The 25,814-nt window shown below is 69.2% G+C and carries 22 protein-coding genes; 18 read left to right on the top strand and 4 right to left on the bottom strand.

Features of this window, described 5'->3' with window-relative positions:
- On the bottom strand, positions 1-528 hold a 528-nt coding region (locus tag HNO83_RS10540; protein WP_175337476.1), incomplete at its 3' end, for an RsmD family RNA methyltransferase.
- A gap of 49 nt (positions 529-577) precedes the next feature.
- Here HNO83_RS10540 and HNO83_RS10535 point away from each other — a divergent pair.
- The 10 genes from HNO83_RS10535 to mutM all read left to right on the top strand — a co-directional run bounded on the left by HNO83_RS10535 (position 578) and on the right by mutM (position 11,197).
- A complete protein-coding gene (locus HNO83_RS10535) occupies positions 578-1,342 on the top strand; it encodes a tetratricopeptide repeat protein (RefSeq protein WP_175337475.1) in 765 nt (254 codons plus the stop codon).
- Entirely contained in the window at positions 1,339-3,555 is a 2,217-nt protein-coding gene (locus HNO83_RS10530; protein ID WP_175337474.1) for an ATP-dependent DNA helicase RecG, read from the top strand. The genes HNO83_RS10535 and HNO83_RS10530 overlap by 4 nt, the downstream gene beginning before the upstream one ends.
- An 84-nt stretch (positions 3,556-3,639) precedes the next feature.
- Complete coding sequence (gene coaD, locus HNO83_RS10525) at positions 3,640-4,122, top strand: pantetheine-phosphate adenylyltransferase (RefSeq protein WP_175337473.1); 483 nt, start codon at positions 3,640-3,642, stop codon at positions 4,120-4,122.
- A gap of 14 nt (positions 4,123-4,136) precedes the next feature.
- Positions 4,137-5,195: an AAA family ATPase gene (locus HNO83_RS10520; protein ID WP_175337472.1), complete on the top strand. Its 1,059-nt coding sequence runs from the start codon at positions 4,137-4,139 to the stop codon at positions 5,193-5,195.
- Complete coding sequence (locus tag HNO83_RS10515) at positions 5,196-6,527, top strand: DUF58 domain-containing protein (RefSeq protein WP_175337471.1); 1,332 nt, start codon at positions 5,196-5,198, stop codon at positions 6,525-6,527.
- Positions 6,517-8,784 carry a transglutaminase TgpA family protein gene (locus HNO83_RS10510; protein ID WP_175337470.1) on the top strand — a complete coding sequence of 756 codons (2,268 nt, stop codon included), beginning with the start codon at positions 6,517-6,519 and terminating at the stop codon, positions 8,782-8,784. Before HNO83_RS10515 ends, HNO83_RS10510 begins: the two co-directional genes overlap by 11 nt.
- A gap of 11 nt (positions 8,785-8,795) precedes the next feature.
- Positions 8,796-9,359, top strand: a complete 564-nt coding sequence (locus HNO83_RS10505; protein ID WP_175337469.1) for a YceD family protein — start codon at positions 8,796-8,798, stop codon at positions 9,357-9,359.
- A 2-nt stretch (positions 9,360-9,361) separates the two neighbouring features.
- On the top strand, positions 9,362-9,565 hold the full coding sequence (gene rpmF / locus HNO83_RS10500; RefSeq protein WP_175337468.1) for a 50S ribosomal protein L32: 204 nt from the start codon (positions 9,362-9,364) through the stop codon (positions 9,563-9,565).
- Positions 9,566-9,591: 26 nt separating this feature from the next.
- On the top strand, positions 9,592-10,305 hold the full coding sequence (gene rnc, locus HNO83_RS10495; RefSeq protein ID WP_175337467.1) for a ribonuclease III: 714 nt from the start codon (positions 9,592-9,594) through the stop codon (positions 10,303-10,305).
- Positions 10,283-11,197: a bifunctional DNA-formamidopyrimidine glycosylase/DNA-(apurinic or apyrimidinic site) lyase gene (gene mutM / locus HNO83_RS10490; protein ID WP_175337466.1), complete on the top strand. Its 915-nt coding sequence runs from the start codon at positions 10,283-10,285 to the stop codon at positions 11,195-11,197. Before rnc ends, mutM begins: the two co-directional genes overlap by 23 nt.
- Positions 11,198-11,306: 109 nt before the next feature.
- On the opposite strand, the gene HNO83_RS10485 is transcribed toward mutM, so the two are convergent.
- The 3 genes from HNO83_RS10485 to HNO83_RS10475 form a co-directional block, all read right to left on the bottom strand.
- Positions 11,307-12,950: a DUF6119 family protein gene (locus HNO83_RS10485; RefSeq protein ID WP_175337465.1), complete on the bottom strand. Its 1,644-nt coding sequence runs from the start codon at positions 12,948-12,950 to the stop codon at positions 11,307-11,309.
- A 549-nt stretch (positions 12,951-13,499) separates the two neighbouring features.
- The gene (locus tag HNO83_RS10480) at positions 13,500-14,330 is read right to left on the bottom strand and encodes a hypothetical protein (RefSeq protein WP_175337464.1); all 831 of its coding nucleotides are present in this window, start codon (positions 14,328-14,330) and stop codon (positions 13,500-13,502) included.
- Positions 14,331-14,407: 77 nt separating this feature from the next.
- Complete coding sequence (locus tag HNO83_RS10475; RefSeq protein WP_175337463.1) at positions 14,408-15,469, bottom strand: GNAT family N-acetyltransferase; 1,062 nt, start codon at positions 15,467-15,469, stop codon at positions 14,408-14,410.
- A 217-nt stretch (positions 15,470-15,686) separates the two neighbouring features.
- On the opposite strand from HNO83_RS10475, the gene HNO83_RS10470 reads away from it, so the two are divergent.
- From HNO83_RS10470 to smc, 8 genes are all read left to right on the top strand, one after another.
- Positions 15,687-16,910 (top strand): branched-chain amino acid ABC transporter substrate-binding protein, encoded by a 1,224-nt coding sequence (locus HNO83_RS10470; protein WP_175337462.1) that lies wholly within the window; start codon positions 15,687-15,689, stop codon positions 16,908-16,910.
- A gap of 115 nt (positions 16,911-17,025) precedes the next feature.
- On the top strand, positions 17,026-18,033 hold the full coding sequence (locus tag HNO83_RS10465) for a branched-chain amino acid ABC transporter permease (RefSeq protein WP_175337461.1): 1,008 nt from the start codon (positions 17,026-17,028) through the stop codon (positions 18,031-18,033).
- Complete coding sequence (locus HNO83_RS10460) at positions 18,030-19,277, top strand: branched-chain amino acid ABC transporter permease (protein WP_175337460.1); 1,248 nt, start codon at positions 18,030-18,032, stop codon at positions 19,275-19,277. Before HNO83_RS10465 ends, HNO83_RS10460 begins: the two co-directional genes overlap by 4 nt.
- The gene (locus HNO83_RS10455; RefSeq protein ID WP_175337459.1) at positions 19,274-20,185 is read left to right on the top strand and encodes an ABC transporter ATP-binding protein; all 912 of its coding nucleotides are present in this window, start codon (positions 19,274-19,276) and stop codon (positions 20,183-20,185) included. The genes HNO83_RS10460 and HNO83_RS10455 overlap by 4 nt, the downstream gene beginning before the upstream one ends.
- A complete protein-coding gene (locus tag HNO83_RS10450; RefSeq protein ID WP_175337458.1) occupies positions 20,172-20,885 on the top strand; it encodes an ABC transporter ATP-binding protein in 714 nt (237 codons plus the stop codon). The genes HNO83_RS10455 and HNO83_RS10450 overlap by 14 nt, the downstream gene beginning before the upstream one ends.
- 127 nt (positions 20,886-21,012) lie before the next feature.
- Positions 21,013-21,585 carry a helix-turn-helix domain-containing protein gene (locus tag HNO83_RS10445; protein WP_175337457.1) on the top strand — a complete coding sequence of 191 codons (573 nt, stop codon included), beginning with the start codon at positions 21,013-21,015 and terminating at the stop codon, positions 21,583-21,585.
- Positions 21,585-22,205 carry a DUF6036 family nucleotidyltransferase gene (locus tag HNO83_RS10440; RefSeq protein WP_175337456.1) on the top strand — a complete coding sequence of 207 codons (621 nt, stop codon included), beginning with the start codon at positions 21,585-21,587 and terminating at the stop codon, positions 22,203-22,205. Before HNO83_RS10445 ends, HNO83_RS10440 begins: the two co-directional genes overlap by 1 nt.
- Before the next feature lie 21 nt (positions 22,206-22,226).
- Positions 22,227-25,802 carry a chromosome segregation protein SMC gene (gene smc / locus HNO83_RS10435; protein WP_175337455.1) on the top strand — a complete coding sequence of 1,192 codons (3,576 nt, stop codon included), beginning with the start codon at positions 22,227-22,229 and terminating at the stop codon, positions 25,800-25,802.
- Positions 25,803-25,814 lie beyond the last annotated feature (12 nt).

The following is a 25,814-nucleotide window of genomic DNA, read 5'->3' as shown; positions in this document are numbered from 1 at the left end:
GTGGGCTCGGAGTTGTGTATAAGCGACCGGGGTGGGGGCAGGGGTGCGGGTGCTGCGCTCGACGCAGACCTCGGCGTCGTCGGAGAGCAGCGGGACGAGGGCGGTGAGCACCGCGAGGAGCTCGGCGTCGCCGACGTCGTAGGGCGGGTCGAGGAAGACCAGGTCGAACGGACCGGCCGCGCCCGCCAGGTAGCTCTGCGTGGTGGCCGCGCGCACCTCGATCGCCGGAGGCGGGAGCTTCGCGGCGCGGGCGGCGGCGGTCACGGCGGCGGCGTTGCGGCGGCAGACCTGCGCGGCCGCCGGGCTCTTCTCGACCAGGACCACCGAGGACGCGCCTCGGCTGGCCGCCTCGAGCCCCAGCGCCCCGGAGCCGGCGTACAGGTCGAGCACGCGCGCGCCGTGCACCGCATCCCGTGCGTCCAGGGCCGAGAAGATCGCCTCGCGCACCCGGTCGCTGGTCGGCCGGGTCCCGCTCTTGGGCACCTGCAGGGTCAGCGAGCCGGCGAAACCGGAGACGATTCGGGTCATTGCCCTCCGAGCCTAGCCTCGGGGAGCACTCTGCCGCCAAGATGAGGGGATGGAGGAACGCCTGGAGCAGGCAGAGCTCGACGCCCTGTGGCTCCCCGGCGACCCGATCGCCTCCGCCGAGCGGCTGGCCGCCGCCGCCGCCCAGCCGGGATGGTCGGAGCTCGTCCGGGCGGAGCTGGAGACTCAGCGGGCGCGTGCGCTCGGGATGCAGGGCCGGTTCGCGGAGGCCGAAGCGCTGCTCGACTCCCTCGAACCCGCAGCAGGACGGCTGGAGGTGCGCGTGCTACTGGAGCGCGGGCGCCTTCGGAGCGCCGAGGGCCGGTACGACGAAGCGGTCGGCGTGCTGCAGGACGCGCTGCGGGCCGCCCGCCGGGACGCCGAGGTGGCTCTCGCGGTCGAGACCTCCGCCGTCCTCGCCGAGAGCGACGCCCCGCACGCCGAGCAGTGGATCGACGAGGCGCTGTCCGACCTGTCCGGCACCGACGATCCGCGCACGCTGCGCTGGGGCGTCGTGCTGCACGAGCTCCGCGGCTGGTCGCGCTTCTCCGACGGGGACGCCGCCGCCGCGCTCGTGTCGTTCGAGGACGCGCTGTCGTTCGCCGAGGAGGTCGGGACGGCGGACCAGCGGTTCGCAGCCCAATGGGCCGTCGCGCGCTGCCTCCGTGAGCTGGGACGACCGGAGGAGGCCGCGGCCCTGCAGCACCGGCTGGCCGCCGAACGGCCGGACGAGCCGTCTGTCCGCGAGGAGCTGGAGCAGCTCGCGGCGATCCTGGAGCCGACCGCGTCGGAGGAGACGCCTACGATCGAGTCATGACCTCCTCCGCCCCGGCACCCGCCGACGCAGGCTCGGTCGGCCTCGACGCACGGCTGAGCGGCGTGCTCGGAGGCCGCACGGCCTCGGCGTTCGAGAAGGCGTTCGGGATGCGCACGGTCGCCGACCTGCTGAGCCACTACCCGCGCCGGTACGCCAAGCGCGGCGAGCTGACGGCCCTGGCGAACCTGCCGCTCGACGAGAACGTCACGATCATCGCCGAGGTGCTGCGCGTGCAGGAGCGCCCGATGCGGGCGCGGCGGGGCAGCATCCTCGAGGTGAAGATCTCCGACGGCGAGGGCATCCTCACGCTCACGTTCTTCAACCAGGCCTGGCGGTCGCGCGAGCTGGTCCCCGGCGTCCGCGGCATCTTCGCCGGGAAGGTGTCCGCGTATCGCGGCGCCCTCCAGCTGGCGCATCCCGACTACGAGCTGTTCGAGCCGGACGCCGCCGACGCCGTCATCCCCGGCGGGGCGGCCGCGAAAGAGTGGGCGCAGACGCCGATCCCGATCTACCCGGCGACAGGGACGGTGGCGAGCTGGCAGGTTCAGAAGGCCGTCGGGCTCGCACTCGACGCCCTCGGGCCGGTGCCGGACCCGGTCCCGGATGAGGTGGTCGCCGAGCGCGGCCTTGTGCCGTTCCGCGATGCTCTGGAGGGCATCCACCGCCCGCAGAAGGACGCGCAGTGGCAGCGTGCCCGCGACGCGCTGCGGTTCCAGGAGGCGTTCGTGCTGCAGGCGGCCCTGCTGCAGCAGCGCGCTGCGACCCGCGAGGTCGCCGCCACCCCGAGGGCCGCCGTGCCCGGCGGCCTGCTCGAACGCTTCGACGCGGCCCTGCCGTTCTCGCTCACGGGCGACCAGGAGGTCGTGGGCCGCGAGATCGAGCGCGACCTCGCGGACACGGCGGCGATGCACCGGCTGGTGCAGGGCGAGGTCGGCTCGGGCAAGACCCTCGTCGCCCTGCGCGCCATGCTCGCCGTCGCGGACTCGGGCGGGCAATCGGCGCTGCTCGCCCCGACCGAGGTGCTCGCCGCGCAGCACCTGCGGTCGATCGCGGCGATGCTCGGTCCCGACCTCTCGGCCCAGCTCATGCCGACGCTCCTCACCGGCCAGCTCTCGACCGCCGAGCGCAAGCGGGCGCTGCTGCGCACGGTCTCCGGGCAGGCGCGCATCGTGGTCGGGACGCACGCCCTGCTCGGCGACGCCGTCACGTTCTTCGACCTCGGGCTCGTGGTGGTGGACGAGCAGCACCGCTTCGGCGTCGAGCAGCGGGAGGCGCTGCGCGCGAAGGGCGGGACACCGCCGCACGTGCTCGTGCTCACCGCGACGCCGATCCCGCGGACGGTCGCCATGACCGTCTTCGGCGACCTGGACGTCTCGACGATCGCCCAGCTGCCCGAGGGCCGCCAGGGCATCGAGAGCTTCGTCGTCCCGCTCGCCGACCGGCCGGGGTGGGAGCGCAGGATCTGGGAGCGCGCCTCCGAGGAGATCGCGAAGGGCCGGCAGGTGTTCGTGGTGTGCCCGGCCATCACCGGCAAGGACGCGGAGGACGACGGCGAGGAGCCGGAGCCGGCCGAGACCGAGGAGGGCGCGACGCCCCGGCCGATCGCCACCGTGGAGGCCGTCGCCGCGCAGGTGCGGGCCGACCCGCTGTTCGCCCAGGCTCGCATCGGCGTGCTGCACGGCCGCCTGCCCTCGGAGACGAAGGACGAGGTGATGCGCTCGTTCGCCGCGGGCGACATCGACCTGCTCATCGCGACCACGGTCATCGAGGTGGGCGTCAACGTTCCGAACGCGTCCGCCATGGTCGTGCTCGACGCGGACCGCTTCGGCGTCTCGCAGCTGCATCAGCTGCGCGGGCGCGTGGGGCGGGGCGACATCCCGGGCCTCTGCCTGCTGGTGACCGCCGCCGAGCCGGACACGCTCGCGCGGGAGCGGGTGGAGGCCGTCGCCGCCACCCTGGACGGGTTCGAGCTCGCGAATGTCGACCTGGAGCTGCGCCGCGAGGGCGACGTGCTCGGCAGCAGGCAGTCCGGCGGGCGCTCGTCGCTCCGGCTGCTGCGCGTCGCGAGCGACGGCGAGCTGATCGCCGAGGCGCGCGTGGCCGCGGAGGAGACGCTGGAGGGCGACCCGGCGCTCGCGGCCCATCCCGCGCTCGCCGCCGCCCTCGCCCGGCGCCTGGACGAGAGCGAGCGCGCCTTCCTCGGCAAGTCCTAGCCGCAGGGGCCGCCACGCGGGCGAAACCGTTTGGTAACGGATTCACAACGAAATGCCGGGATCCGCGGGATAGTCTGGGGGTCTATGAACAGGATCGCCGTTGTCCCTGGATCGTTCGACCCGGTCACCCTCGGGCACCTCGATGTGATCGAGCGTGCGGCGCGCCTGTGGGACGAGGTGCACGTCGTCGTCGTGCACAACCCGGACAAGTCCGCGCTGCTGCCCATCGCGCAGCGGGTCGCGCTGATCGAGCGCTCGATCGAAGACGCCGGCATCGTCGGCAACATCGTCATCGCCTCCTGGTCGGTCGGACTGCTCGTCGACTACTGCACGGACGTCGGAGCCCACGTGCTCGTCAAGGGCATCCGCTCCCAGGTGGATGTCACGTACGAGACGCCGATGGCGATCGTCAACCGGCATCTCGCCGACGTCGAGACCGTCTTCCTCCTGCCCAACCCGGCGAACGCCCACGTGTCGAGCTCGCTCGTCCGCCAGGTCTCCGCCCTCGGCGGCGACGTCAGCCCGTACGTGCCGCCGGCCGTCCACGAGTACCTCCAAGAGACCTAGCCACCGGGGGAGCCATGAACAGTTACGCGACGCGTCAGCCCACCGAGTCCTCGGTCGCGCCGGAGGAGGAGACGGGCGCGGCGCCCGGGATGGACCTGGACGAGCTCAGGCGCGCCGCGGAGCAGATCACCGCCAACGTCGAGTCCGTCATCGACGGGAAGCACGAGGCCGTGCAGACCGCGCTCGTCGTGCTCCTGGCCGAGGGGCACCTGCTGATCGAGGACGTCCCCGGCGTCGGCAAGACGATGCTCGCCAAGTCGCTGGCCAAGTCGGTCGACTGCACGGTCAGCCGCATCCAGTTCACGCCCGACCTGCTGCCGAGCGACGTGACGGGCGTCTCGGTCTACAACCAGGCGGAGCGGCGGTTCGAGTTCAAGCCCGGCGCCATCTTCGCGAACATCGTCATCGGCGACGAGATCAACCGGGCCAGCCCCAAGACGCAGTCCGCGCTGCTGGAGTGCATGGAGGAGCGCCAGGTCACGGTCGACGGCTCGACCTATCCGCTCGGGGCGCCGTTCATCGTCGTCGCGACCCAGAACCCGGTCGAGATGGAGGGCACCTACGCCCTGCCGGAAGCCCAGCGCGACCGCTTCATGGCCCGCATCGCGATGGGCTACCCCGACGAGGGCTCCGAGCTCGCCATGCTCACCACGCGCGACACCTCCAGCCCGCTCTCGCGCATCCGCCCCGTCGTCACCTCCGACGAGCTGCGGGCGATGATGGTCACTGCGCGCAGCGTGTTCGCCTCGACGCCGGTCAAGCAGTACGCGGTGGATCTGGTGCGCGCGACGCGCGAGGACCGCGACCTGCGGCTCGGCGCCAGCCCCCGCGCCACCCTGCAGCTGATCCGCGCCGCGAAGGCGATGGCGGCGCTCGCCGGACGCGACTTCGTCCTCCCCGACGATGTGGACGCTCTGGCAGTGCCCGTGCTCGGCCACCGGCTGCTCCCGACCAGCCGCGCACTCGGTCACCACCACGAGAGCGCACCCGTCATCGCCGACATCGTGCGGCGGATCGTCGCGTCGACGCCGGTCCCGGTGGGTTCCGGCACGGTCGGCGGCCAGGGTCGCTGAGTGCCTGCCCGCGGCCGCGCCTCCTCTCCGCTGAAGCGGCCGCGGCCGACCGCGCGCGGCTGGACACTCGGTGCGGTCGGCGTCGTCGCGCTGATCGCCTCCGCCTGGTTCGGGCGCACCGACGTGCTGTTCGTCGGCGTCTTCCTGACGGTGCTGCCGCTCGCCGCGATGATCTCGGTGACGGTGGACCGCCCGCGGCTGACCGTGACGCGCAGCTTCCACCCCGACGTGGTCGCGGCGGGGGAGCGGACCACGATCGTGACGACCGTGCGCAACCAGTCCGCGCGGCCGAGCCCGGCGGCGCGGTGGCGCGAGTCGGCGCCCCCGGAGGTCGGCGTGCAGGAGTCGGCTCCGTTGCCGCGGCTGGGCGCGCACCAGGCCGACGGCTACCACGGCAGGGACACGGCCGTGCTGCGGCAGGAGGTCGTCCCGGAGCGGCGCGGCGCGCATCCCGTCGGCCCGCTCGTCGTCAGCCGCACCGACCCGTTCGGCGTCGCCTACGCCGAGTACGCGCTCGGCCAGCCGCGGCAGCTCCTCGTCACCCCGCGCGTGGTCGCGCTGAGCCGGGGCGAGCTGGAGGTGGCGCACAGCGAGGGCACGGAGCACGAGCTGCTGAGGCACAGCATCCCGAGCGCCGACGAGCTCATCGCGCGCGAGTACCGGCCCGGCGATCCGCTGCGGCGGGTGCACTGGAGGGCGACCGCCAAGCACGACCAGCTGATGGTGCGGCAGGAGGAGCAGCGCAGCAACCCCGAGGCGTGGATGCTGATGGACACGCGGCCGTTGCCCGCCCACGACGCGGACGCCGCGGCCGAATTCGAGACCCTCGTCGACCTGGTGGCCTCGATCGGCGTCCACCTGCTCGACGATGGGTTCGTGCTCAGCATCGTCGAGTCGGGGGAGCGGCAGCTCTCCGGCCGCAGCGGTGCTGGGCGCACGGGGACCATGGGTGCGACGACGGCCACCTACGACACCGGGAGCGCCGACCGGATGCTGCTCGCAGACCTCGCGGCGATCGAGTCGTCGCCCGCCGAACGGGAGGACGCGGTGGCCGAGCTCGGCGCCGGTCTGCGCCGGGCGGGCCGTCCCGTGCCCGTGTTCGCGGTGCTCGGCGGCACCCCGCCGACGGAGCTCGGCGCGCTGGCGTCGCTGCGTTCGATGGGCGACCCCGCCGTGGCGTTCGTCGCCGCGTCGCTGCCCGAGGAGACGGTCGAGGTGCTCGCGGACGCCGGCTGGATGTGCGTGCGGTTCGAGGCGGGCGACGACCCGGCTGACGCGTGGCAGCGGGCGGTCCGCCGCCAGCGGGCGGGGGTGATCCCCCGTGGCGACTGAGTCGCTCGCCCTCGCGGTGCCCCGCGTCTCCGGCCGGCGACGGGTCGCGTACTGGCGAATCACGGGCGCGCTCATCATCCAGGTCCTCGCGCTGAGCTACGCGCTCTCGGGTCTCATCCAGGGCGCCGGATGGTGGTTCGCGCTGGTGGCGACCGCGTCCGGGATCCTCGTCACCGGCGCGGCCCTGCGCGCCGTCGGCGTGCACCGCGGGCTCGTCCCGGTGCTGCTGGCGGTGGAGGCCGCCGTCGTGATGACGGTGGCGTTCGGCCGGGGGACGGGTCTGCTCGGCCTCATTCCGACACCGGCGACCCTTCGCAGCTGGTCGGACTACGGGCAGCAGGCGCTGCTCTCCATCTACCAGCAGGGGACGCCGGCCCAGGCGCTCCCGGAGTTCCTGTTCCTCGTGGTCGGCGGCGGCTGCTTCCTCGCGGTCATCCTCGATCTCCTGGCGGTGGCCATCCGCACACCGGCGTTCACCGCTGTCGGCGTCGGCGCCGTGCTGGTCGTGCCGGGCGCGCTGCTGGGCGACGGTCTCGACCCGATCGCACTCGCCGCTTCGGCCGCCGCCTACCTCTGGCTGCTGCGCTGCGACATCCGGACCCGCAGGCAGGGCACACCTCGGCCCGTCCCCGCGCTGTCCGTCGGGGCGTCCGCCGTCGTCGTCGCCGCGCTGCTCGCCGGCACCGCGCCGGGCTTCGACCAGGGCGGAGCGACGTCGTTCACCGCAGGGGGCATCTCCATCGGCGGGACCGTGACACCGCTCGTCGACCTCGGAAAGGACCTGCGCCGCCCCGCCGCCGTGCGCGCCCTGACGTACACGACGTCGGCTCCGAGCGGGCAGTACCTCAAGCTCGCCTCCCTCGACCAGTTCACCGGATCGGTCTGGAAGCACCGCGAGCGGGACACCAACCGTCTCAGCGACGGGGCGAAGGTCGGCCCCGTCCCCGGGCTCGCGAACACGATCAAGACGACGAAGATCACCACGACCGTCAGCATCGACAACATGACCAGCCGCTGGCTGCCGGTGCCCGCTCCCGTCCAATCGGTGAAGGGGCTGAACGGGACCTGGTCGTGGGACCCGGACGACCTCACCATCGGCGGCATCAATGCGACCACGCAGGGGCAGAAGTACACGGCGACGAGCCTCGTCCTGCAGCCCACCGCCGATCAGCTCAAGGCCGCGGGCGGGTTCGTCCCGGCGGACGTGCAGCGCGACCTCTTCCTGCCGCCGAACCTGCCGTCGATCATCCAGGACACCGCGCTCTCGGCGACCAGGGACGCGATCACCGAGTACGACAAGGCGGTGGCGCTGCAGGACTACTTCCGCGACAACAGCTTCGTCTACTCGACGCAGACCCCGCTGAAGCAGGGCTACGACGGCGACGGCTCCCGTGTGATCGCGCGGTTCCTGGAGGTCAAGAGCGGCTACTGCGTCCACTTCGCCTCCGCGATGGCCCTGATGGCGCGCACGCTCGGCATCCCGTCCCGCGTGGCGGAGGGCTACCTCCCCGGTGCCACGAGCGGCGGGACGGCGACGAACCCGGGCGAGTACACGGTGACGAGCGACGACCTTCACGCCTGGCCGGAGCTGTACTTCGCGGGCGTCGGCTGGGTGCCGTTCGAGCCGACGGTCGGCCGCGGGACCGTACCGGACTACACCCGGCCGCAGACCGGCGCCGCCGCACCCGCGCCCACCTCGACGTCCACCTCCAGCTCCGCCCCCCGCGCCCTCGTGCCCACCGACCCGGCGAACCCGGCCGGAGCCGCCACGTCGGCCACGACCTCCGGCGGGCAGCCGCTCGCGACGGGGATCGGCGTCGCCCTGCTCGCCGTGGGCGTCCTCCTGACGCCGGCGGTGTGGCGGAGGCTGCGGCGACGGCGGCGACTGCGGGAGCTGAACGACGAGTGGGGCGGCGCGTCCCTCGCGTGGGACGAGCTGCGCGACACCGTGCGGGACCTGGGGTGGACCGCGCCGCCGACCGAGACGCCGCGCGTGTTCGCCGAACGGGTGGCCGCTGCCGTCGAGGGGACGCCCGGCGAGGAGGCACTCCACCGGCTTCTCGGCGCCGTCGAACGCGATGCGTACGGTCCGCCGATGCGGAGGTGGGCCGGCGGCCTCGCCGACGACCTCGAGGCGGTGCTCGGCGCACTGGAGGCACAGGCGGGTCCTGCGCTGCGCACGAAGGCGCTGCTCGTTCCTGTGTCGTTGCTGCCAGCGGGCTGGTCCTCCGCCGTCAGACCGCGGAATGCCGCGTAAAATAGTTCCTCGTGACTACCAAGAACTCCCCGTACGCGATCAATGTGTACGACCTCGAGCGCCGTCCGGGCGCGATGCGCGAGCAGCGCATCAGCATCCCGGTGACGACGAAGCTCGGCGAGGGGCTGATCAGCGTCCCGGAGGGCGAGACCATCGATCTCGACCTGCGGCTGGAGTCGATGCACGAGGGGATCCTCGCCACCGGCGACGCCATCACGACCGCCGTCGGCGTCTGCGGACGCTGTCTGATCGACATCGAGCAGCCTGTCCAAGTCGATTTCCAGGAACTTTTCGCGTATCCTTCTGACGAAGCTTTCGATCATGAGGTTCACGACGACCACGTGGATCTTGAACCTCTGATCAGGGATGCGGTGGTGCTGTCACTGCCGTTCCAGCCGGTGTGCCGGCCGGACTGCCCGGGTCTCGACCCCGAGACCGGGGAGAGGCTGGCGGATGTACCGGACCGTGAGCCCACGCAGACCTTCGATCCTCGCTGGTCTGCGCTCGCTGGTTTCCAGGCTTCCGACACCGATGACCGCCCGGATGCGTCCGGAACGAACACAGAGAAGAGATAGCCATGGCCGTTCCCAAGCGGAAGCAGTCGCGCGCCAACACCCACGCCCGTCGTTCGCAGTGGAAGGCCTCGGTCCCCACGCTCGTGAAGACGATCGAGAACGGCAAGGTCACCTACAGCCTGCCGCACCGCGCCAAGGTCGTCGAGGACTCGGCGGGCACCGCCCTCTTCCTCGAGTACAAGGGCCGCAAGGTCGCCGACGTCTGATCGTCGCGCTCACGCGAGTGAACACCGTGGTCGGAGAGAACACTGACCGCACTGCACTTCTCGAGAAGCTCGGGGTCGAGATCGACCCCGAGCTTCTCGAGCTTGCGCTGACGCACCGCTCGTACGCGTACGAGCACGGCGGCATCCCGAACAACGAGCGCCTGGAGTTCCTCGGCGACTCGATCCTCGGGCAGGCGGTCACCGTCAAGCTGTTCCGGGAGAACCCGGACCTCGACGAAGGCGAGCTCGCCAAGCGCCGGGCCAGCCTGGTGAGCTCCGTCGCGCTTGCCGAGGTCGCGCGCGGCATCGGGCTGGGGGAGTACCTCCGGCTCGGCCGCGGGGAGAACCAGAGCGGTGGCCGCGAGAAGGCCTCGATCCTCGCCGACACGGTGGAGGCGATCATCGGGGCCGCGTACCTCGACGCCGGCGGCGATGCCGCCACGGCGCTGGTCCTGCGGCTGGTCGAGCCGCTGCTCGACGACCCCGAGCGCTTCGGTGCCGCGATGGACCCGAAGACCAGCCTCCAGGAGGTCGCCGCCCGCCGCGGGGCCGGGGCCCCGGTCTACTCGGTCACGAACACCGGCCCCGATCACTCGAAGACCTTCCACGCCACCGTGACCGTCGGCGAGCTCGTGACCGCCACCGGCGAGGGCACGAGCAAGAAGCAGGCCGAGATGACCGCGGCGCTGAGCGCGTGGACGGAACTGACGAGACGACGTGCCAGAGCTCCCCGAGGTTGAGGTCGTCCGCGCCGGGCTGGAACCGGCGGTCACGGGTGCGACCATCCTCGGAGTGGAGGTCTTCGAGCCGCGTTCGCTGAAGCGGCACGACCCGCTCGCCGGCGTCTTCGAGATACTGCTCACCGGCCGGGTGATGCAGCGGCCGGTGCGCCGGGGCAAGTTCCTCTGGATCCCGCTGGAGGGGCAGCCGCGTCGCGCGATCGTCGCGCACCTCGGGATGAGCGGCCAGATCCTGCTCCGCGAACCGGGCACGATCGAGGCGGGCCTCCTGCGCATCCGGCTGCACATCGAACATCCCGTCCACGGCGAGCTGTGGGTGCACTTCGTCGACCAGCGCATCTTCGGCTCGATGGCGGTGGATGCGCTCGTCCCGACGGCTGACGGCGCGCCGGCGGGCCTGGGGACCGACGAGGCCCTCATCCCGACCCAGGTGACCCACATCGCGCGCGACCCGCTCGATCCCGTGTTCGACGACGCCGCGTTCTTCGCGGCGCTCGCGCGCAAGAAGACCGATATCAAGCGCGCTCTGCTCGACCAGACGCTGGTGAGCGGCATCGGCAACATCTATGCCGACGAGGCGCTGTGGGCGGCACGCATCCACTACGCCCAGCCCGCGAACACGCTGAGCCGTGCGAAGGCCCGCACCCTGCTGGCGGAGGTGCGCCACGTGCTCGAGAAGGCACTCGCCGAGGGCGGCACCAGCTTCGACGCGCAGTACGTCAACGTGAACGGCGCGTCGGGTTACTTCTCGCACAGCCTCAACGCCTACGGCCAGCAGGGGAGGCCCTGCCCGCGCTGCGGCACGCTCATCGTCCGCGAGCAGTTCATGAACCGAGGCTCGCACTTCTGCCCGCACTGCCAGCGGCTGCGCCGCCCGCGCGCGGCCGCCTGACGTTCCTGAAGGCACATTTGCGACCTCATCTGCACTTGCGCTCGTACTCGACACACCCCTTAGATCGTTACTGAGGTCGGTGCCGTTATTACTCCGCCGCGAGCGTCCACTACCGGGGAGGTTCGATCCGGATCACATGGACTTGTACACCCAGATATCGAAGCGCGTCGAACTGCTTCACGAGGTTCACTTTAGTGAACGTGAACATGGTGTCCACGGTCACGGGACGCTCGCTGCCGATCGCGAGGACTACTTCCTCAATTCGTGCGTCTTTGACCTGACCGCCGCTTTCCTCGGTGATCCTCTTTCTCCATGCAGCGCGCGCGTTTTCGTCTCGGGCGAGAGCGTCAGTCGAGACAAGCCCTTGCGCAAGAAGGTGGCTCAGATCAGCGGAGCTTCGGCCCCGTTTGACATGGACAAGGACTCCTGGCGCGACGAACACGTCGCACGGTTCGATGCCGCCACGTGAGTGAAGCGGAGTGCTGATCAACTTTCGGTCCAAGGAGAAACCGGACACCGCTTGTGCTGCGGCCTTGTTATATTGCTCCTCACTTTCGGTTCCCCAAGGCGGTAGAACTAGCGATGCGGGTTCTTCGAGGATCTCTGCGACGCGCTCGTCAATGCGTGCCAGATACTTGTCATCCATCCGATACCACCTGCCATCGTGTAGGCAGAACCGTCGGTTGCCCTCCTCGACTTCAAAAGCGAGCCACCGGCGAAGGGGGACAGCGGAAGCGGAGAGCGAGGTCTCTTGCGGCTCGGCTTCACTGTGTAGCTCGACTCGCACCGACTTGAGGCGATCAAGTACAGCTTCGCGCGGAACCGCTCGAAACCAGTCGATCACATCGGCTATATCCGGCGCGAGTTCCGACACGCGTCGCTTCCGATCGCCGAAGCCCGTGACCTTAACGCTCATGACGGGTGCGTACGCGTCGAGCCGTTCATGTGGCCATGCGATGCCGAGACGGTGGGCGTGTCCAGATTTGAGCGCATCCACGAGTCTTTGGTCGAGCGCCGGAACTCGGCTGTCCTGGGGCTTGAGGGCGACAAGCTGTTCGAGACTCTCGAGCCCAGAAATCACGGCACCGTGTGACAGCTTCTCAAGTACCTTCAAGTCTTCGATGAGCTTGGCAGGGGACTTGGCCAGAGGTACGTTCAACGAATCGGCCGCGCGAAGCTGAATCACCTTGTCGCCGACGGCAAGATTTGGAATCTGGGCCTTGGCCTCGATCCTGCTGACGACCTCGCCATAGCCATCTACCCCGAGATCTCGAATAGTACTTCCATTCGGCATCGAGCTGCGGTCGACCCTTGCGCGATGATCGAGAATCGTTTTGGTAAGAGACTTAACCTCCGTCGGAAGGGCAGAACGAGCGACAATGCCTGATCCAAACCCAAAGTCGATCTGCTCGGTGTCAAGGAAGTGAAACCCAGTACCCCACGTAATCGCCCATATGACATCGCTCGCCTCTTGGATCAAAAGCGCCGCGCCTGGCGAGCTGTTGTTTAGCGATACCGATTGGCCCGTTAGGAGCTTTAGATCAGTCGCCCATTTCGCTCTCGTTGTTATGGTTCCGGCAACGAGGCGTGCCGGCCGATCTTCTATTAGCAGGTCCGTGACCGAGAAGTCATCGTCAGATTCTCTCCGAGCCTGCGTGAGGGCCGTTTCAAGAGTGCATCCCTCGAGCATCCTGTAAAGAGTGGTGCGTTTTGTCGAGGTAATTTCAACCATGACTTTTGATATCACGCCCATCGAGAGCTGGCTCCGTTCGACTTGTGACACGTTCGGGGGCGATTAGTCGCCCTAGGCTGGCATTACGTACGCAAAACCTCGCCATACCAGATGCCCGTGCACCCTTGTACCCGCCGCTAGTAGTTTCCTGGCTTAGCCAGATTCAACCGGTCTGTTTCGGCACAGACCCGTAGACAGCGCGGGGGACAGTCGAGGGTGTTCTGTCAGTGGGCGGTCAGCGCGTGTGGCGATAGCGGAACGCACGGTTGATCGCCTGCATGGGGCCGTTCTCGTCCGCGTTCCGGGTGATGACGGAGGTCTGGTAGCCCGCTGGTGGGCATATTAGTCACGCCCAGGGTACGAAGATCTGCGCTGGGTTCGAGCCTGCTGTCCCCTGGCGTTGCGTCAGTCACGCGCGAGCGAATAGAGTCTGTTGATTAGAGTGCTCGGGATCAGTCCCCGCTTGGTTCAAGGCCAAGGCATTCACAGAGCAGGGTGATTCAGGTTCGAGGCCTGGCGTCTCCATCGTCGAGATGTAGCTCAACTGGAAGAGCGCCCTCTTTTCTTGGGCTATGCCAGGTGTCGTTCGAGGGCGGATCGTAGAACCTCCTGTGTCAAACTGAGTTCCCGATAGCCGTGCATCTTCGCAAACCCCTTAAGGCTGCGAAGCTTCTGGGTTATGTCGCCTTGTCGCACCTCGGACGCCCAGTCTTCGACCAGTAAGTCAGCCCACTGATCCCTGGACAGGAAACCCTGGAGTCCGACGTTGGCGACTTCTGCCAGCCTTTTCGTAAGTGCAAGAGCGCCAGTCAACTCGCTGATGCCGATACGCACTCGGTCGCCTACCTGGTAGCGGCGTAGCGGACTTCCGGCGACCGTGTTCCATAGAGCTTCCGCATCTCGCGATAGTCCAGCCGAACGAGTGGCAAGCGACTTCGTCGTGAAACCTCCGGTGTGGATGTGGGAGTTCCTGGCCACACGCAGGTAATGGAATAGCTCCAATGCCTCGGAGGGGAACACCGCCGAAACGGTCTCGGCGAACCTTTCGTGGATGTTACTTGTTCCCAAATTGTCGAGCAGTCTGCTGTTGCCAGGCGCTGCCACTTCAAGCATTGAGCGAAACAGGTGCTCGTGAAGCGCGAGCACCTGTGGAACAGGCAAGATCCCGAGAAGGTCTTCCGCATCGTCGAGGACGCTCCGTGCGAGGTCGCTGCGGAGGTTGAATCGCTCGATGTGCTCGATGCTCGGGAAGATTTCGCTCAGCGGCCGTGAGGCCCCGTCTGTCAGCACCAGCAACTGCGACGCCAACTTTGAGCCGGCCAAGAGGCCCATCATCGCGTTGTTCGTCTCGATTCGTTGACGCTCGTACGCCCGATACTCTCGGTATGCAACAACAGGCATGTCACCTCTAGGTTCGTCGCCGGACGATCGTGGTTCTGAACCAACATACTGTTAGCCGTGTGAGACCGCGCGCGGGGTCAGTCGAGGGTCTTCTGCCAGTGGCCGGTCAGCGCGTGCGGGCGGAAGCCGAACGCGCGGTTGATCGCCAGCATGGGGTCGTTCTCGTCGGCGTTCCAGGTGAGGATGCGGCGGATGTGCGGCGCGCGCCGCCCCAGCTCCTGGATGTTGCGCAGCTTGACCGCGGTCCCGAGCCGGTGGCCGCGGTGGGCCCGGGCGACGAGGGTGTCGTACTGCTCCGCCTTCGTGCCGTCGGCGGGGACCGCGAGCTCCGTGTAGGCGGCGATCTCCCCGGACGCCTCATGCACGGCAGCGGTCACCAGGAGCGGCTCGCCGCGCGCGACCAGGGTGCGTTCCTGCGACCGCACGCGTTCGCCGTCCCAGTCCTCCGGGTCGACCGCGATGCCGGTCTGCGGGATGTCGGTCGACATCCGTGACTTCATCGCGGCGAACTGGTCCAGCAGATCGTCCGGCGCGGCGCCCCACCACGAAACGAGCCGGTAGCCGTCGAGCGTCATTGTCAGCCCGTGCTCCCGCTCGCGGGGGAGCGGCAGCTGCAGTTCGCTCGACCGCTCGATCTGGCCGAGCGTGTAGCCGTGGCGCAGGGCGAACCGCACGTCGTGCGACTCGCGCGGCAGCCCGGCGGTCCCCGCCTGCGCCCGGACGAGGCGGTCGGTGGGCTCGAGTGTGCGCATCGGGTGCTCGGTGTACGTCGAGATCACCCGTCTGCCGCCGTCGGCCGCCAGCTCCTCGCCCTTCGCCAGCAGCGCCGACCCGATCCCGCGGCCGCGGAGGGCCGGCACGACGTCGACCAGCAGCGAAACGGTCTCCGAGTCCGGCTCCAGCGGGAAGATCGCCTCGACGCGGCCCACGATCGCGCCGTCCTCGACGGCCACGAAGACAATGCGCTCGGTGTACTCCTGCTCCCGATGCGCGGCGAGCGCCTGCTCCGCGGTCTCGACGAAGTCGTCGTCGCCCCAGAGGTCGACGACGATGCCGTTCAGCACGCCGACGAGTTCTTCGAAGGCGGCCGCTCCGGGCGTGCCGACGGCCTCGGGGATGAGCAGCCGCGTCACACGCATCGCGCGTACACCTCCTCGGGCCGGTCGCGAGGCAATCAGCCTATCCAGGGGCGGATGGCGTGTGAACCCGCCTTCACCGTTTGGTTTCGATCGTGTAAATCTGCGTTCCGATGTTGGTTGCAAATCGTTGCGAGCCCTGTATTCTCAGCACACATATTCGTGGCACGAACCGGCGAAAACGGCGAGTTCGTGACGCAATAACGTCGAGAGGCAAGAGATGCTACGGAAGAAAGTCATCATCGGTGCGGCTGTTGCAGCGTCAGTCGCACTGTTCCTCGCCGGATGCGCCAACCAGCCGTCCACGGGAGGATCCAGCAACGGGGGCTCGTCCAAGGTGGACATCCCGGCCATCACGTCGGTCGATGTCCCGAAGGACGCGGTCCTCCCCGCCGGCGACGGAAAGGCCACCTGTCCTGCCGGCCTGACCATCGGCTACGTGGGTGCCGAGACGGGCCCGAACGCCCAGCTCGGAATCAACATCTACAACGGCATCCAGCTGGCGATCAACCAGCACAACGAGGCCAACAAGGGCTGCCAGGTCGGCTTCAAGAAGTTCGACACCGAGGGCGACCCGAACAAGGCGACCGGTCCCGTGACCCAGGCGGTCAACGAGACCGACATCGTCGGCGTCGTCGGCCTTCCGTTCTCGGGCGAGTCCAAGGCGACCGGCAACATCTTCGAGCAGCAGGGCCTCGTCCACATCACCCCGTCGGCCACCAACCCCGGCCTGACGCAGAACGGGTGGAAGACCTTCTTCCGCGGCCTCGGCAACGACGCCGTGCAGGGTCCCGCCGCCGCGAAGTTCCTCACGGACAAGCTGAAGGCCAAGAAGGTCTACCTGGTCCAGGACGACTCCGACTACGGCATCGGCCTCGGCACGCAGACCTCGAAGGCGCTCGGCGACGCGCTCGTCGGCACCGACAAGGTGACCACCGGCCAGAAGGACTTCTCCGCGACGATCTCCAAGATCATCAACGCGAAGCCGGACGCGGTCTACTACGCGGGCTACTACGCCGAGGGCGCTCCGTTCGACCAGCAGCTGGTCAACAAGGGCTACAAGGGCACGTTCGTCGGCCCCGACGGCGTGAAGGACGACCAGTTCATCAAGCTGGCCGGCGACGCCTCGGGCAACGCCTACTTCACCTGCCCCTGCATCCCGGGTGAGCTCATCCCCGACTTCGAGTCGGCCTACAAGAAGCTCGCGAATGCCGAGCCGGGCACGTACTCGATCGAGGGCTACGACGCCACCACCGTCCTCCTGGCGGGCATCGACAAGGGCAAGACGACCCGCGCCGACCTGCTCTCCTGGGTGAAGGACTACGACGCCGACGGTCTGAGCAAGCACTACAAGTGGGACTCCACGGGTGAGCTGCAGGCCCCGGCCGTCTACGGCTACAAGGTCGAGAACGGCAAGATCGTGCCGATCGGCACCATCGGCTGATCCACCGACAGGGAGGGGTGCCGCGGGCCGGCGGTCCGCGGCACCCTTCTTTTCGGACTACGCTCGAAAATCGATCGGATCGACGATGATCCGGCACTGAACCCTGGATGCTCGAATGCTCGAAACCCTCGTCCTCCATCCCGCCCTCGACAGTTCCTGGATCAACTTCGACGTCAACGCGCTCGTCCAGAACTTCTGGAGCGCCACCTTCGACGGACTCACCTTCGGCGCCGTCTACGGTCTGATCGCCGTCGGCTACACGCTCGTCTACGGCGTGCTGAATCTCATCAACTTCGCCCACTCCGAAGTGTTCATCGTCGGCGCCTACGGCGTCGTCGTGACCCTCACCACGCTCGGCTTCGGCCCGAGCGCCCCCAACCTCAGCCCGGTCGCGATCATCGGCGACCTGATACTCGCGCTCCTCGTCGGCATGGTCGCATCGGGAGCCACCGCGTGGCTGCTCGAACGCGTCGCCTACCGCCCGCTGCGCAAACGGAACGCGCCCCGCCTGGTCTTCCTGATCACCGCGATCGGCGCGTCCTTCACGATCCAGTACCTGATCTTCCTGATCCGCGGCGCGAACGCGGAGCCGGCGGTCACGATGTTCATCCCGCAGCCGATCTTCGACGTCTTCGGCACCATCGTGAACAGCCAGCAGCTGATCATCGTGATCGCCTCCGTCCTGCTCATGATCGCGACCGACTGGTTCATCCGCCGCACCCGAACGGGCCGCGGCATCCGCGCGGTCGCGCAGGACCCGGACACGGCGACCCTGATGGGCGTGAACAAGGAGCGGATCATCCAGATCACCTTCATCACCGGTGGCATCCTCGCCGGCGCCGCCGCCCTCTTCTACGTGATGCTGGTTCCCTCCGGCGTCATCTACAACGGCGGGTTCATCCTCGGCGTCAAGGCGTTCGCCGCGGCCGTCCTCGGCGGCATCGGCAACGTCCGCGGCGCCCTGCTCGGCGGCCTGCTGCTGGGCGTGATCGGCAACTACGGCCAGATCCTGCTCGGCGACTCGCAGTGGACCGACGTCGTCGCCTTCGTCGTCCTGGTGCTGGTGCTGCTGATCAAGCCCAGCGGCATCCTGGGCACCTCCCTCGGAAGGAGCCGCGCATGAGCATGACAGAAGGTCCCCGGGTCCTCCCCGACGGCCGCGAAGAGCAGGCCGTCGACGCGATGGAGGCCGGCCGCGGCAAGCGCGGCAACGGCCGCTTCCAGCAGCTCCGCGACCGCTGGAACAACCTCCCTCGTGCCGTGCAGTGGGCGTGGCTGCTGATCGTGGTCGCGCTCGCGTACGCGCTGCCGTACCTGAACTTCTTCCCGCTGAGCACGGCGCCGGGCAACGACTGGGCACTCGCGTGCTTCTCGATGGCCGTCTACGCGCTCATCGCGATCGGCCTGAACGTCGTGGTCGGCTACGCCGGCCTGCTCGACCTCGGGTACGTCGCGTTCTTCGCGGTGGGTTCGTACACGGCGGCGATGCTGACCAGCCCCGACTCGCCGTTCCTCAAGATCCCGTACCTGTGGACGATCCCGGTCGCCATCGCGGTGACGATGACGTTCGGCATCATCCTCGGTGTCCCGACGCTCCGCCTCCGCGGCGACTACCTGGCGATCGTGACCCTCGGCTTCGGTGAGATCGTGCGCATCCTCGCCACGATCATCCCGGCGATGAAGGGCCAGGTCGGCTTCCAGAACGTCGGCCATCCGCCGGGGGAGAACGCGAACGGCGTTCCGATCTTCTCCAACTCCAACGGCGTGCCCTGGTACTGGCTCACCATCACGGTGATCATCGTCATCCTGCTGCTGGTCGGCAACCTGGAGCGCAGCCGCGTCGGCCGCGCCTGGGTGGCCATCCGCGAGGACGAGGACGCGGCCGAGATCATGGGCGTCCCCACCTTCAAGTACAAGGTGTGGGCGTTCGCGATCGGCGCGGGCGTCGGCGGTCTCTCCGGTGCGCTGTTCGCCGGTCAGGTCGGCTTCGTCAACAACCAGAAGTTCGACGTCCAGACCTCGATCCTGTTCCTCGCCGCCGTCGTCCTCGGCGGTGCGGGCAACAAGGTCGGCGCGATGCTGGGCGGCGCCATCGTGGCGTACATCCCGCTGCGGTTCACCGTGATCGCGGATTACAAGTACCTGATCTTCGGCATCGCGCTCGTGCTGATCATGATCTTCCGCTCGCAGGGCCTGTTCCCGGCGCGGCAGAAGCTGCTCGCATACGGCAGGCATGCATACCGCCTGGTGACGGATGCGGCCAAGCGTCGGCCGACGACCGCCACGGGCGCGACGCCCGCGGTCAGCGGCGGGGCGCTCGACGAAGGATCACTCGACGGTGACGGCGCGAAGGGAGGCGCACGATGACGGATGCACGGAACACCGCTCCGGAGCAGGAGCCGGTCCTTGGTGCGAACGAGGACGAACTGGAGGCCGCGGGTGTGGACCTGACGGTCGCCGAGGCCGCAGCGCCGGACCGCGAGATCGCGGTCGAGGTCGGGGAGAACATCGTGGAGGTGCGCAACCTGACCGTCAAGTTCGGCGGTCTGACGGCGCTCGACGACGTGACCTTCGACATCAAGCGCGGCGAGATCCTCGGCCTGATCGGACCGAACGGGGCGGGCAAGACCACCTGCTTCAACGCGATGACCGGCGTCTACAAGCCGACGAGCGGCGACGTACTGCTGGAGGGCGCGACCATCAAGGGCCGCAAGCAGCACCAGATCACTCGGATGGGGCTCTCGCGCACGTTCCAGAACATCCGCCTGTTCGGGGAGATGACGGCGCTCGAGAACGTCGTCGTCGGGCTGGACGCGCGGCACCGCACCTCGGTGCCCGGCGCCCTGCTGCGTCTGCCGCGGCACACCAGGGAGGAGAAGTCCGCAATCGAGCGCGGGATGGCGCTGCTGGAGTTCGTCGGCATCGCCGACCACGCGGGGTCCCTGTCGCGGTCGCTCCCGTACGGCTACCAGCGCCGCCTGGAGATCGCGCGGGCGCTCGCCACGGATCCGAAGGTGCTCTGCCTGGACGAGCCGGCCGCCGGCTTCAACCCGGCGGAGAAGGAGGAGCTGATGGAGCTCATCCGCACCATCCGCGCCGACGGGTACACGGTTCTGCTGATCGAACACGACATGAAGCTGGTCATGGGCGTCACCGACCGCATCGTCGTCCTGGAGTTCGGTCGCAAGATCGCCGACGCCGCTCCGGAGGTCATCCGCGAAGACCCGCGCGTGATCTCCGCCTACCTCGGGGAGCCTGAAGATGACGTTGCTTGAGCTGAAGAACATCAGCGTGTCCTACGGCCGCATCGAGGCCATCCACGACATGTCGTTCTCCGTGGAGGAGGGCGAGATCGTGAGCCTCATCGGAGCGAACGGCGCCGGCAAGTCGACGACCATGAAGACGATCTCGGGCATCCTGAACCCGTCGAAGGGGTCGATCCTGTTCGACGGCGAGGACATCACCAAGATGAAGGCGCACATCCGCGTGGTCCGCGGGATCTCACAGGCGCCGGAGGGCCGCGGGATCTTCCCCGGCATGACGGTGATGGAGAACCTGGACATGGGCGCGTTCGGCCGGAAGGACCGCTCCAAGATGGGCGAGGACTTCGACCGGGTGTTCGCCCTGTTCCCGCGGCTCGCCGAGCGCAAGACGCAGGTCGGCGGCACGATGTCGGGCGGAGAGCAGCAGATGCTCGCCATCGGCCGTGCGCTGATGTCGAACCCGCGCCTGCTGCTGCTCGACGAGCCGTCGATGGGTCTCGCGCCGCAGTTCATCCGGCAGATCTTCACGATCGTCACCGAGATCAACAAGCAGGGGACCACGGTGCTGCTGGTGGAGCAGAACGCCAACCAGGCGCTGGCCCGCGCCCATCGCGCGTTCGTGCTCGAGACCGGGGTCATCACCCGGGCCGGCACCGGACGCGAACTGCTCGCCGATCCGGCGATCAAGGAGGCGTACCTGGGCGTCGCGTGACGTCTGCATTGCCTGCATAGAGTGCGCCGGCCCATCACGGGCCGGCGCACTTCTGCGTCAGAAGGGTATGACGGTCTCATTCTCGTCGGCTACGATTAGTGAATTCGCTAATCGGAGGGTGCCGACCATGCAACTCAACGGACAACTCAAGAAGGCGCGCGAACAGGCCGGGTGGACGCAGAAGGACATCGCCGCCCGCTCCGGCATCGCCCACAGCGCGATCTCCCGTTACGAGAGCGGCAAGGCGGGCGTCACCACGGCGACGCTCGAGACCCTGGCCGACAGCCTCGGGGTGACCCTGATCGCGGTGCCCGGCCGGATCAACGCCGCGGCCGACGTCGCCCAGTTCATCCGCGCCCAGCTGGCCGACGGAGACACGGCAACGGCCTTCCGTGCGCTCATCCAGTTCTCAGACGACCTGCGCGCGGGCGATTCCTTCCGGATCGCCCTCAGCCTCGCGGTCGAACCCGACCCCACGGGCGACCCGCATTTCGACGCGGCCATCGCGGGGCTAGCAGAGCTGCGCCTGCGCGAGTTGGGGCTGGAGAGCCCGGCGTGGGTGACGGCAGAGGGGCGGTACGCGCCGATCGCGGAGGAGTCGCTGGGGTACCGGTGGTACCAGCGGCACTACGACGACACCGATCCGATCCTGATCGAGCACGGCGTGATCCTGCCGCGCGAGACCCTCGCCAGCGTCTGATGGCCGGCGACAGGATCCTTACCCAGGAGGACATCATCTGGGGACTCGAGCAGATCCGCGACGGCCTCGCCGAACACGGTGCGCAGGGCACGCTCAAGATCATCGGCGGCTCGGCGATGATCCTCGGCGGCCACGCCGAGCGCCGGTCCACCGTGGACATCGATGCCGTCGTCCTGCTCCCTCAGGATGTCATCGGGCAGATCGCCGCGCGTGTCGCTCAGCAGCGTGGATGGCCGGACAATTGGATCAACCTCGAAGCGCAGGGTCTGTACCCGGCATATGCGGGTCGGCCGCTGTGGGAGGCGAGTCCTGAGCTGTCCCACGGTGCTCTGACGGTCGAGCTCGCGACACAGGAGGCGTTGCTCGCCATGAAACTGAACGCCTCCCGTGCAGGGCGGGACGACGACGACATCCGCGCGCTGATGACCGCATGCGGTATCGAGACCATCGTCGACGCCGACGACCACTTCGCCGACTACTTCCGTGGAGAGTCGCTTCCCGACAAGGCGGTGATGCTGCTCCGGTCACTCGGGTATCCCGACGGCCATCCCACCTTCTACAGGGACATCGCCCGGGACTCCTCGTTGTCCCAGCGGCGTTCCGGCGCGGTGCGGCCGTGAACGTCCGGTAAATTCGCCTGCGTGTACTTGAAGAGTCTGACGCTCAAAGGCTTCAAGTCGTTCGCGCAGCCGACGACGTTCGCCTTCGAGCCGGGCGTCACCTGCGTTGTCGGGCCGAACGGGTCCGGCAAGTCGAACGTGGTGGACGCCCTCGCCTGGGTGATGGGCGAGCAGGGCGCCAAGACGCTGCGCGGCGGCAAGATGGAGGACGTCATCTTCGCCGGCACCGCCACCCGCGGCCCGCTCGGCCGCGCCGAGGTGCAGCTGACCATCGACAACTCCGACGGCGCGCTGCCGATCGAGTACTCCGAAGTCACCATCTCGCGCACGCTGTTCCGCAACGGCGGCAGCGAGTACGCCATCAACGGCCAGTCCTGCCGGCTCCTGGATGTGCAGGAGCTGCTGAGCGACTCCGGCCTCGGCCGCGAGATGCACGTCATCGTCGGCCAGGGTCAGCTCGACGCGGTGCTGCACGCCAGCCCGGAGGAGCGCCGCGGCTTCATCGAGGAGGCCGCCGGCATCCTGAAGCACCGCCGCCGCAAGGAGAAGACCCTCCGCAAGCTGGAGGCGATGCAGACCAACCTGACCCGCCTGAGCGACCTGGCGGGGGAGGTGCGCCGCCAGCTGAAGCCGCTCGGCCACCAGGCGGAGATCGCGCGGGAGGCGCAGTCGATCGCCGCGATCGTTCGCGACGCGCGCGCCCGCCTGCTCGCCGACGAGGTGGTCACGCTGCGCCGCACCCTCGACGATCACAGCCGCACCGAGGCGGAGCGCCACAGCGAGCAGATCGTGCTGCAGGAGCAACTGGAGCAGAAGCAGCTGCGCCGCACCCGGCTGGAGCAGGCGCAGGTCGGCGACGCCGTGGACGTCGCCCGCAGCACCGCGTTCGCCCTGGAGTCGGTGCAGGAGCGGCTGCGCGGGCTGTTCACCCTCGCCAACCAGAGGGTCGCCCTGCTCGGCAGCCAGGGGGACGCTCCCGACTCGGGCCCCAGCGTCACGCCGCAGAACGTGCAGGATGCCCGCGACGAGGTCGAGCGCCTGCGCGGCGTCGTCGTCGAGGCGGAGACCGCCTGGACGGCGGCACAGGCGGCGACGAGGAACGCCCGCGCCCGGCTCGACGCGGTCGACGAGGAGATCGCCGCCCAGAGCGCCCTCGTCTCCCGTCACGACCTGGAGATCTCGAAGCTGAACGGTCAGGCCGACGCCGCCGCGCAGCGGCTCGCCGCGGTCCGGGGCGAGGTGCTCCGCCAGCAGAACGCGCTCGACGCCGCTACAGAGCGGCGAGAGCGGGCCCGTGCCGACTTCGCCGCGCGCGAGGCCGAGGCCGCGACCTCCGACGTCGGCGAGGGCGACCTCGACGAGGCGTACGAACTCGCGCAGGCGACCGTCTTCGAGGCGGAGGCCGAGATCGAGCGGCTGCGCGAGGAGCTGCACACGTTCGAGCGCGAGCGGGACGCCCTGGCCGCCCGCACCAGCGCGCTGTCGCTCGCCCTCGACCAGAAGGACGGCTCCGCCGCGCTGGTCGCCGCGCGCCTCTCCGGCGTGCGGGGGCTCGTGGCCGAGCATGTGCGCGTCCACCCCGGCTACGAGGCCGCGATCGCCGCCGCCCTCGGGACGCTCGCCGACGCCGTGCTGGCCGACGACCGCGACTCCGCGATGGCGGCGGTCGCGCACGCGGCGGCCGACGACCTGGGCAGGGTGGAGGTCGTGGTCGCCGACGCTCCCGCCGCCGGTGTCGATCTGACCGGGGTCGCCGGCGTCGTGCCCGCCACGAACGTGGTGGACGCACCGGACGGTGTCCGCGGCATCCTCGCCTTCACCGCCATCGCCGACGACGTCGATGTCGCCCGGCGCGCCTTCGAGGCGTTCCGCGGCCGCGGAATCGGCATCCCGATCACGATCATCACCCGCGAGGGCGACGTGCTGAGCGAGCACGTGCTCCGCGGCGGGTCCGGCGCGAAGCAGAGCCGCATCGAGCTGATCGCCGACCGCGAGGCCGCGCAGGAGCGGCTCAGCGAGGTGACCTCCCTGATCGACCGGGCGACGTTCGCCCTGGCGGAGCAGCGCGGTGTGCTGCAGGTCGCCAAGGAGCAGTCGCAGGCGGCGCTGACCACCCTCCGCGAGTTCGACGCGAAGCTCGCCGCGCAGACCGAGCAGCTCAACCGCCTCAAGGTGCAGCTGGAGGCGTCGGAGGCGGAGTCCGACCGGCTCGACCGCGCACTGGAGCAGGCGTCGGAGCGGGTCACCGAGGCCGAGCAGGCCGCCGAGAAGGCGAAGGCGGAGCTGGAGGCGGCACGGTCGCGTCCCCGTCCCATCCTGGATGTGAGCGCCCGCGACGCCCTGTCGGCGGAGCTGGATGCCGCGCGCGAGGCGGAGGTGGAGGCGCGCCTCTCGGTCGAGACCGCGAAGGAGCGCGTCCGTGCCGAGCAGGCCCGCGGAGAGGCGCTCGCCCGCCGGCTGGAGGCCGAGCGCGCCGCGGCGGAGGAGGCCGCCAGGCGCGCCGTCATCCGCCGCCGGCAGCTGGACGCCGCCGAGAGCGTCATCGCGGCCCTGCCCGCCGTGCTCGCGTCGGCGGACCGTTCGGTGGCGCAGGCACGGCTGCAGCTCGCCGCCGCCGAGGCGGAGCGCGCCGCCCAGAACGAGGAGCTCGCCGCCCTCCGCCGCGACGAGAACGCCGTGCGCGAGCGGCTGCACGCCATCACCGAGTCGGTGCACGGGCTGGAGCTGCAGATCTACGAGAAGAAGCTGCACCTCTCCAGCCTGCTGGAGCGCGCGGGGAGCGAGCTCGGCCTGGTGGAGGACGTGCTGGTCGCCGAGTACGGCCCGGAGGTCCCCGTCCCGGTCGACCGCAGGCGCGAGGAGATCGAGGCGGCGGAGGCCGCAGAGGCCGCAGGCGACGCGGCGGAGGAGCAGGAGGTCGAGACCGTCCCGTTCTCCCGCGAGCAGCAGCAGAAGCGCCTGGCGTCGGCCGAGCGCAAGCTCTCCCAGCTGGGCCGGGTGAACCCGCTGGCGCTGGAGGAGTTCGCCGCGCTGGAGCAGCGGCACAAGTTCCTCACCGAGCAGCTCACCGACCTGACCAACACCCGCAAAGACCTGCTCACGATCATCGAGGACATCGATGAGCGGATGCAGACCATCTTCGAGTCGGCCTTCGCCGACACCGAGGCGGCCTTCACGCGCGTGTTCCCCATCCTGTTCCCGGGCGGGCAGGGGAGCATCCGGCTGACGAACCCGGACGACCTGCTCACCACCGGCATCGAGGTGACGGTGAAGCCGGCGGGCAAGAAGATCGAGCGGCTCTCGCTGCTCTCCGGCGGGGAGCGGTCGCTCGCCGCGGTCGCCCTGCTGATCGCGATCTTCAAGGCGCGCCCCAGCCCGTTCTACATCATGGACGAGGTGGAGGCGGCGCTGGACGACGCGAACCTGGGCCGCCTGCTCACGATCTTCGAGGACCTCCGCGAGAGCAGCCAGCTCATCGTCATCACGCACCAGAAGCGCACGATGGAGATCGCCGACGCCCTCTACGGCGTCTCGATGCGGCAGGACGGCGTCTCGGCCGTCGTCGGCCAGCGCGTGGCGCAGGAGCAGGCCGGCTGAGACAGGGGAGAC

Source organism: Leifsonia sp. C5G2 (assembly GCF_013359685.1).
In the GTDB taxonomy this organism is placed as follows: Bacteria; Actinomycetota; Actinomycetes; order Actinomycetales; family Microbacteriaceae; genus Leifsonia.
Note: the sequence above shows the minus strand (reverse complement) of the source record. Positions and strands in the feature narration are given on the sequence as shown.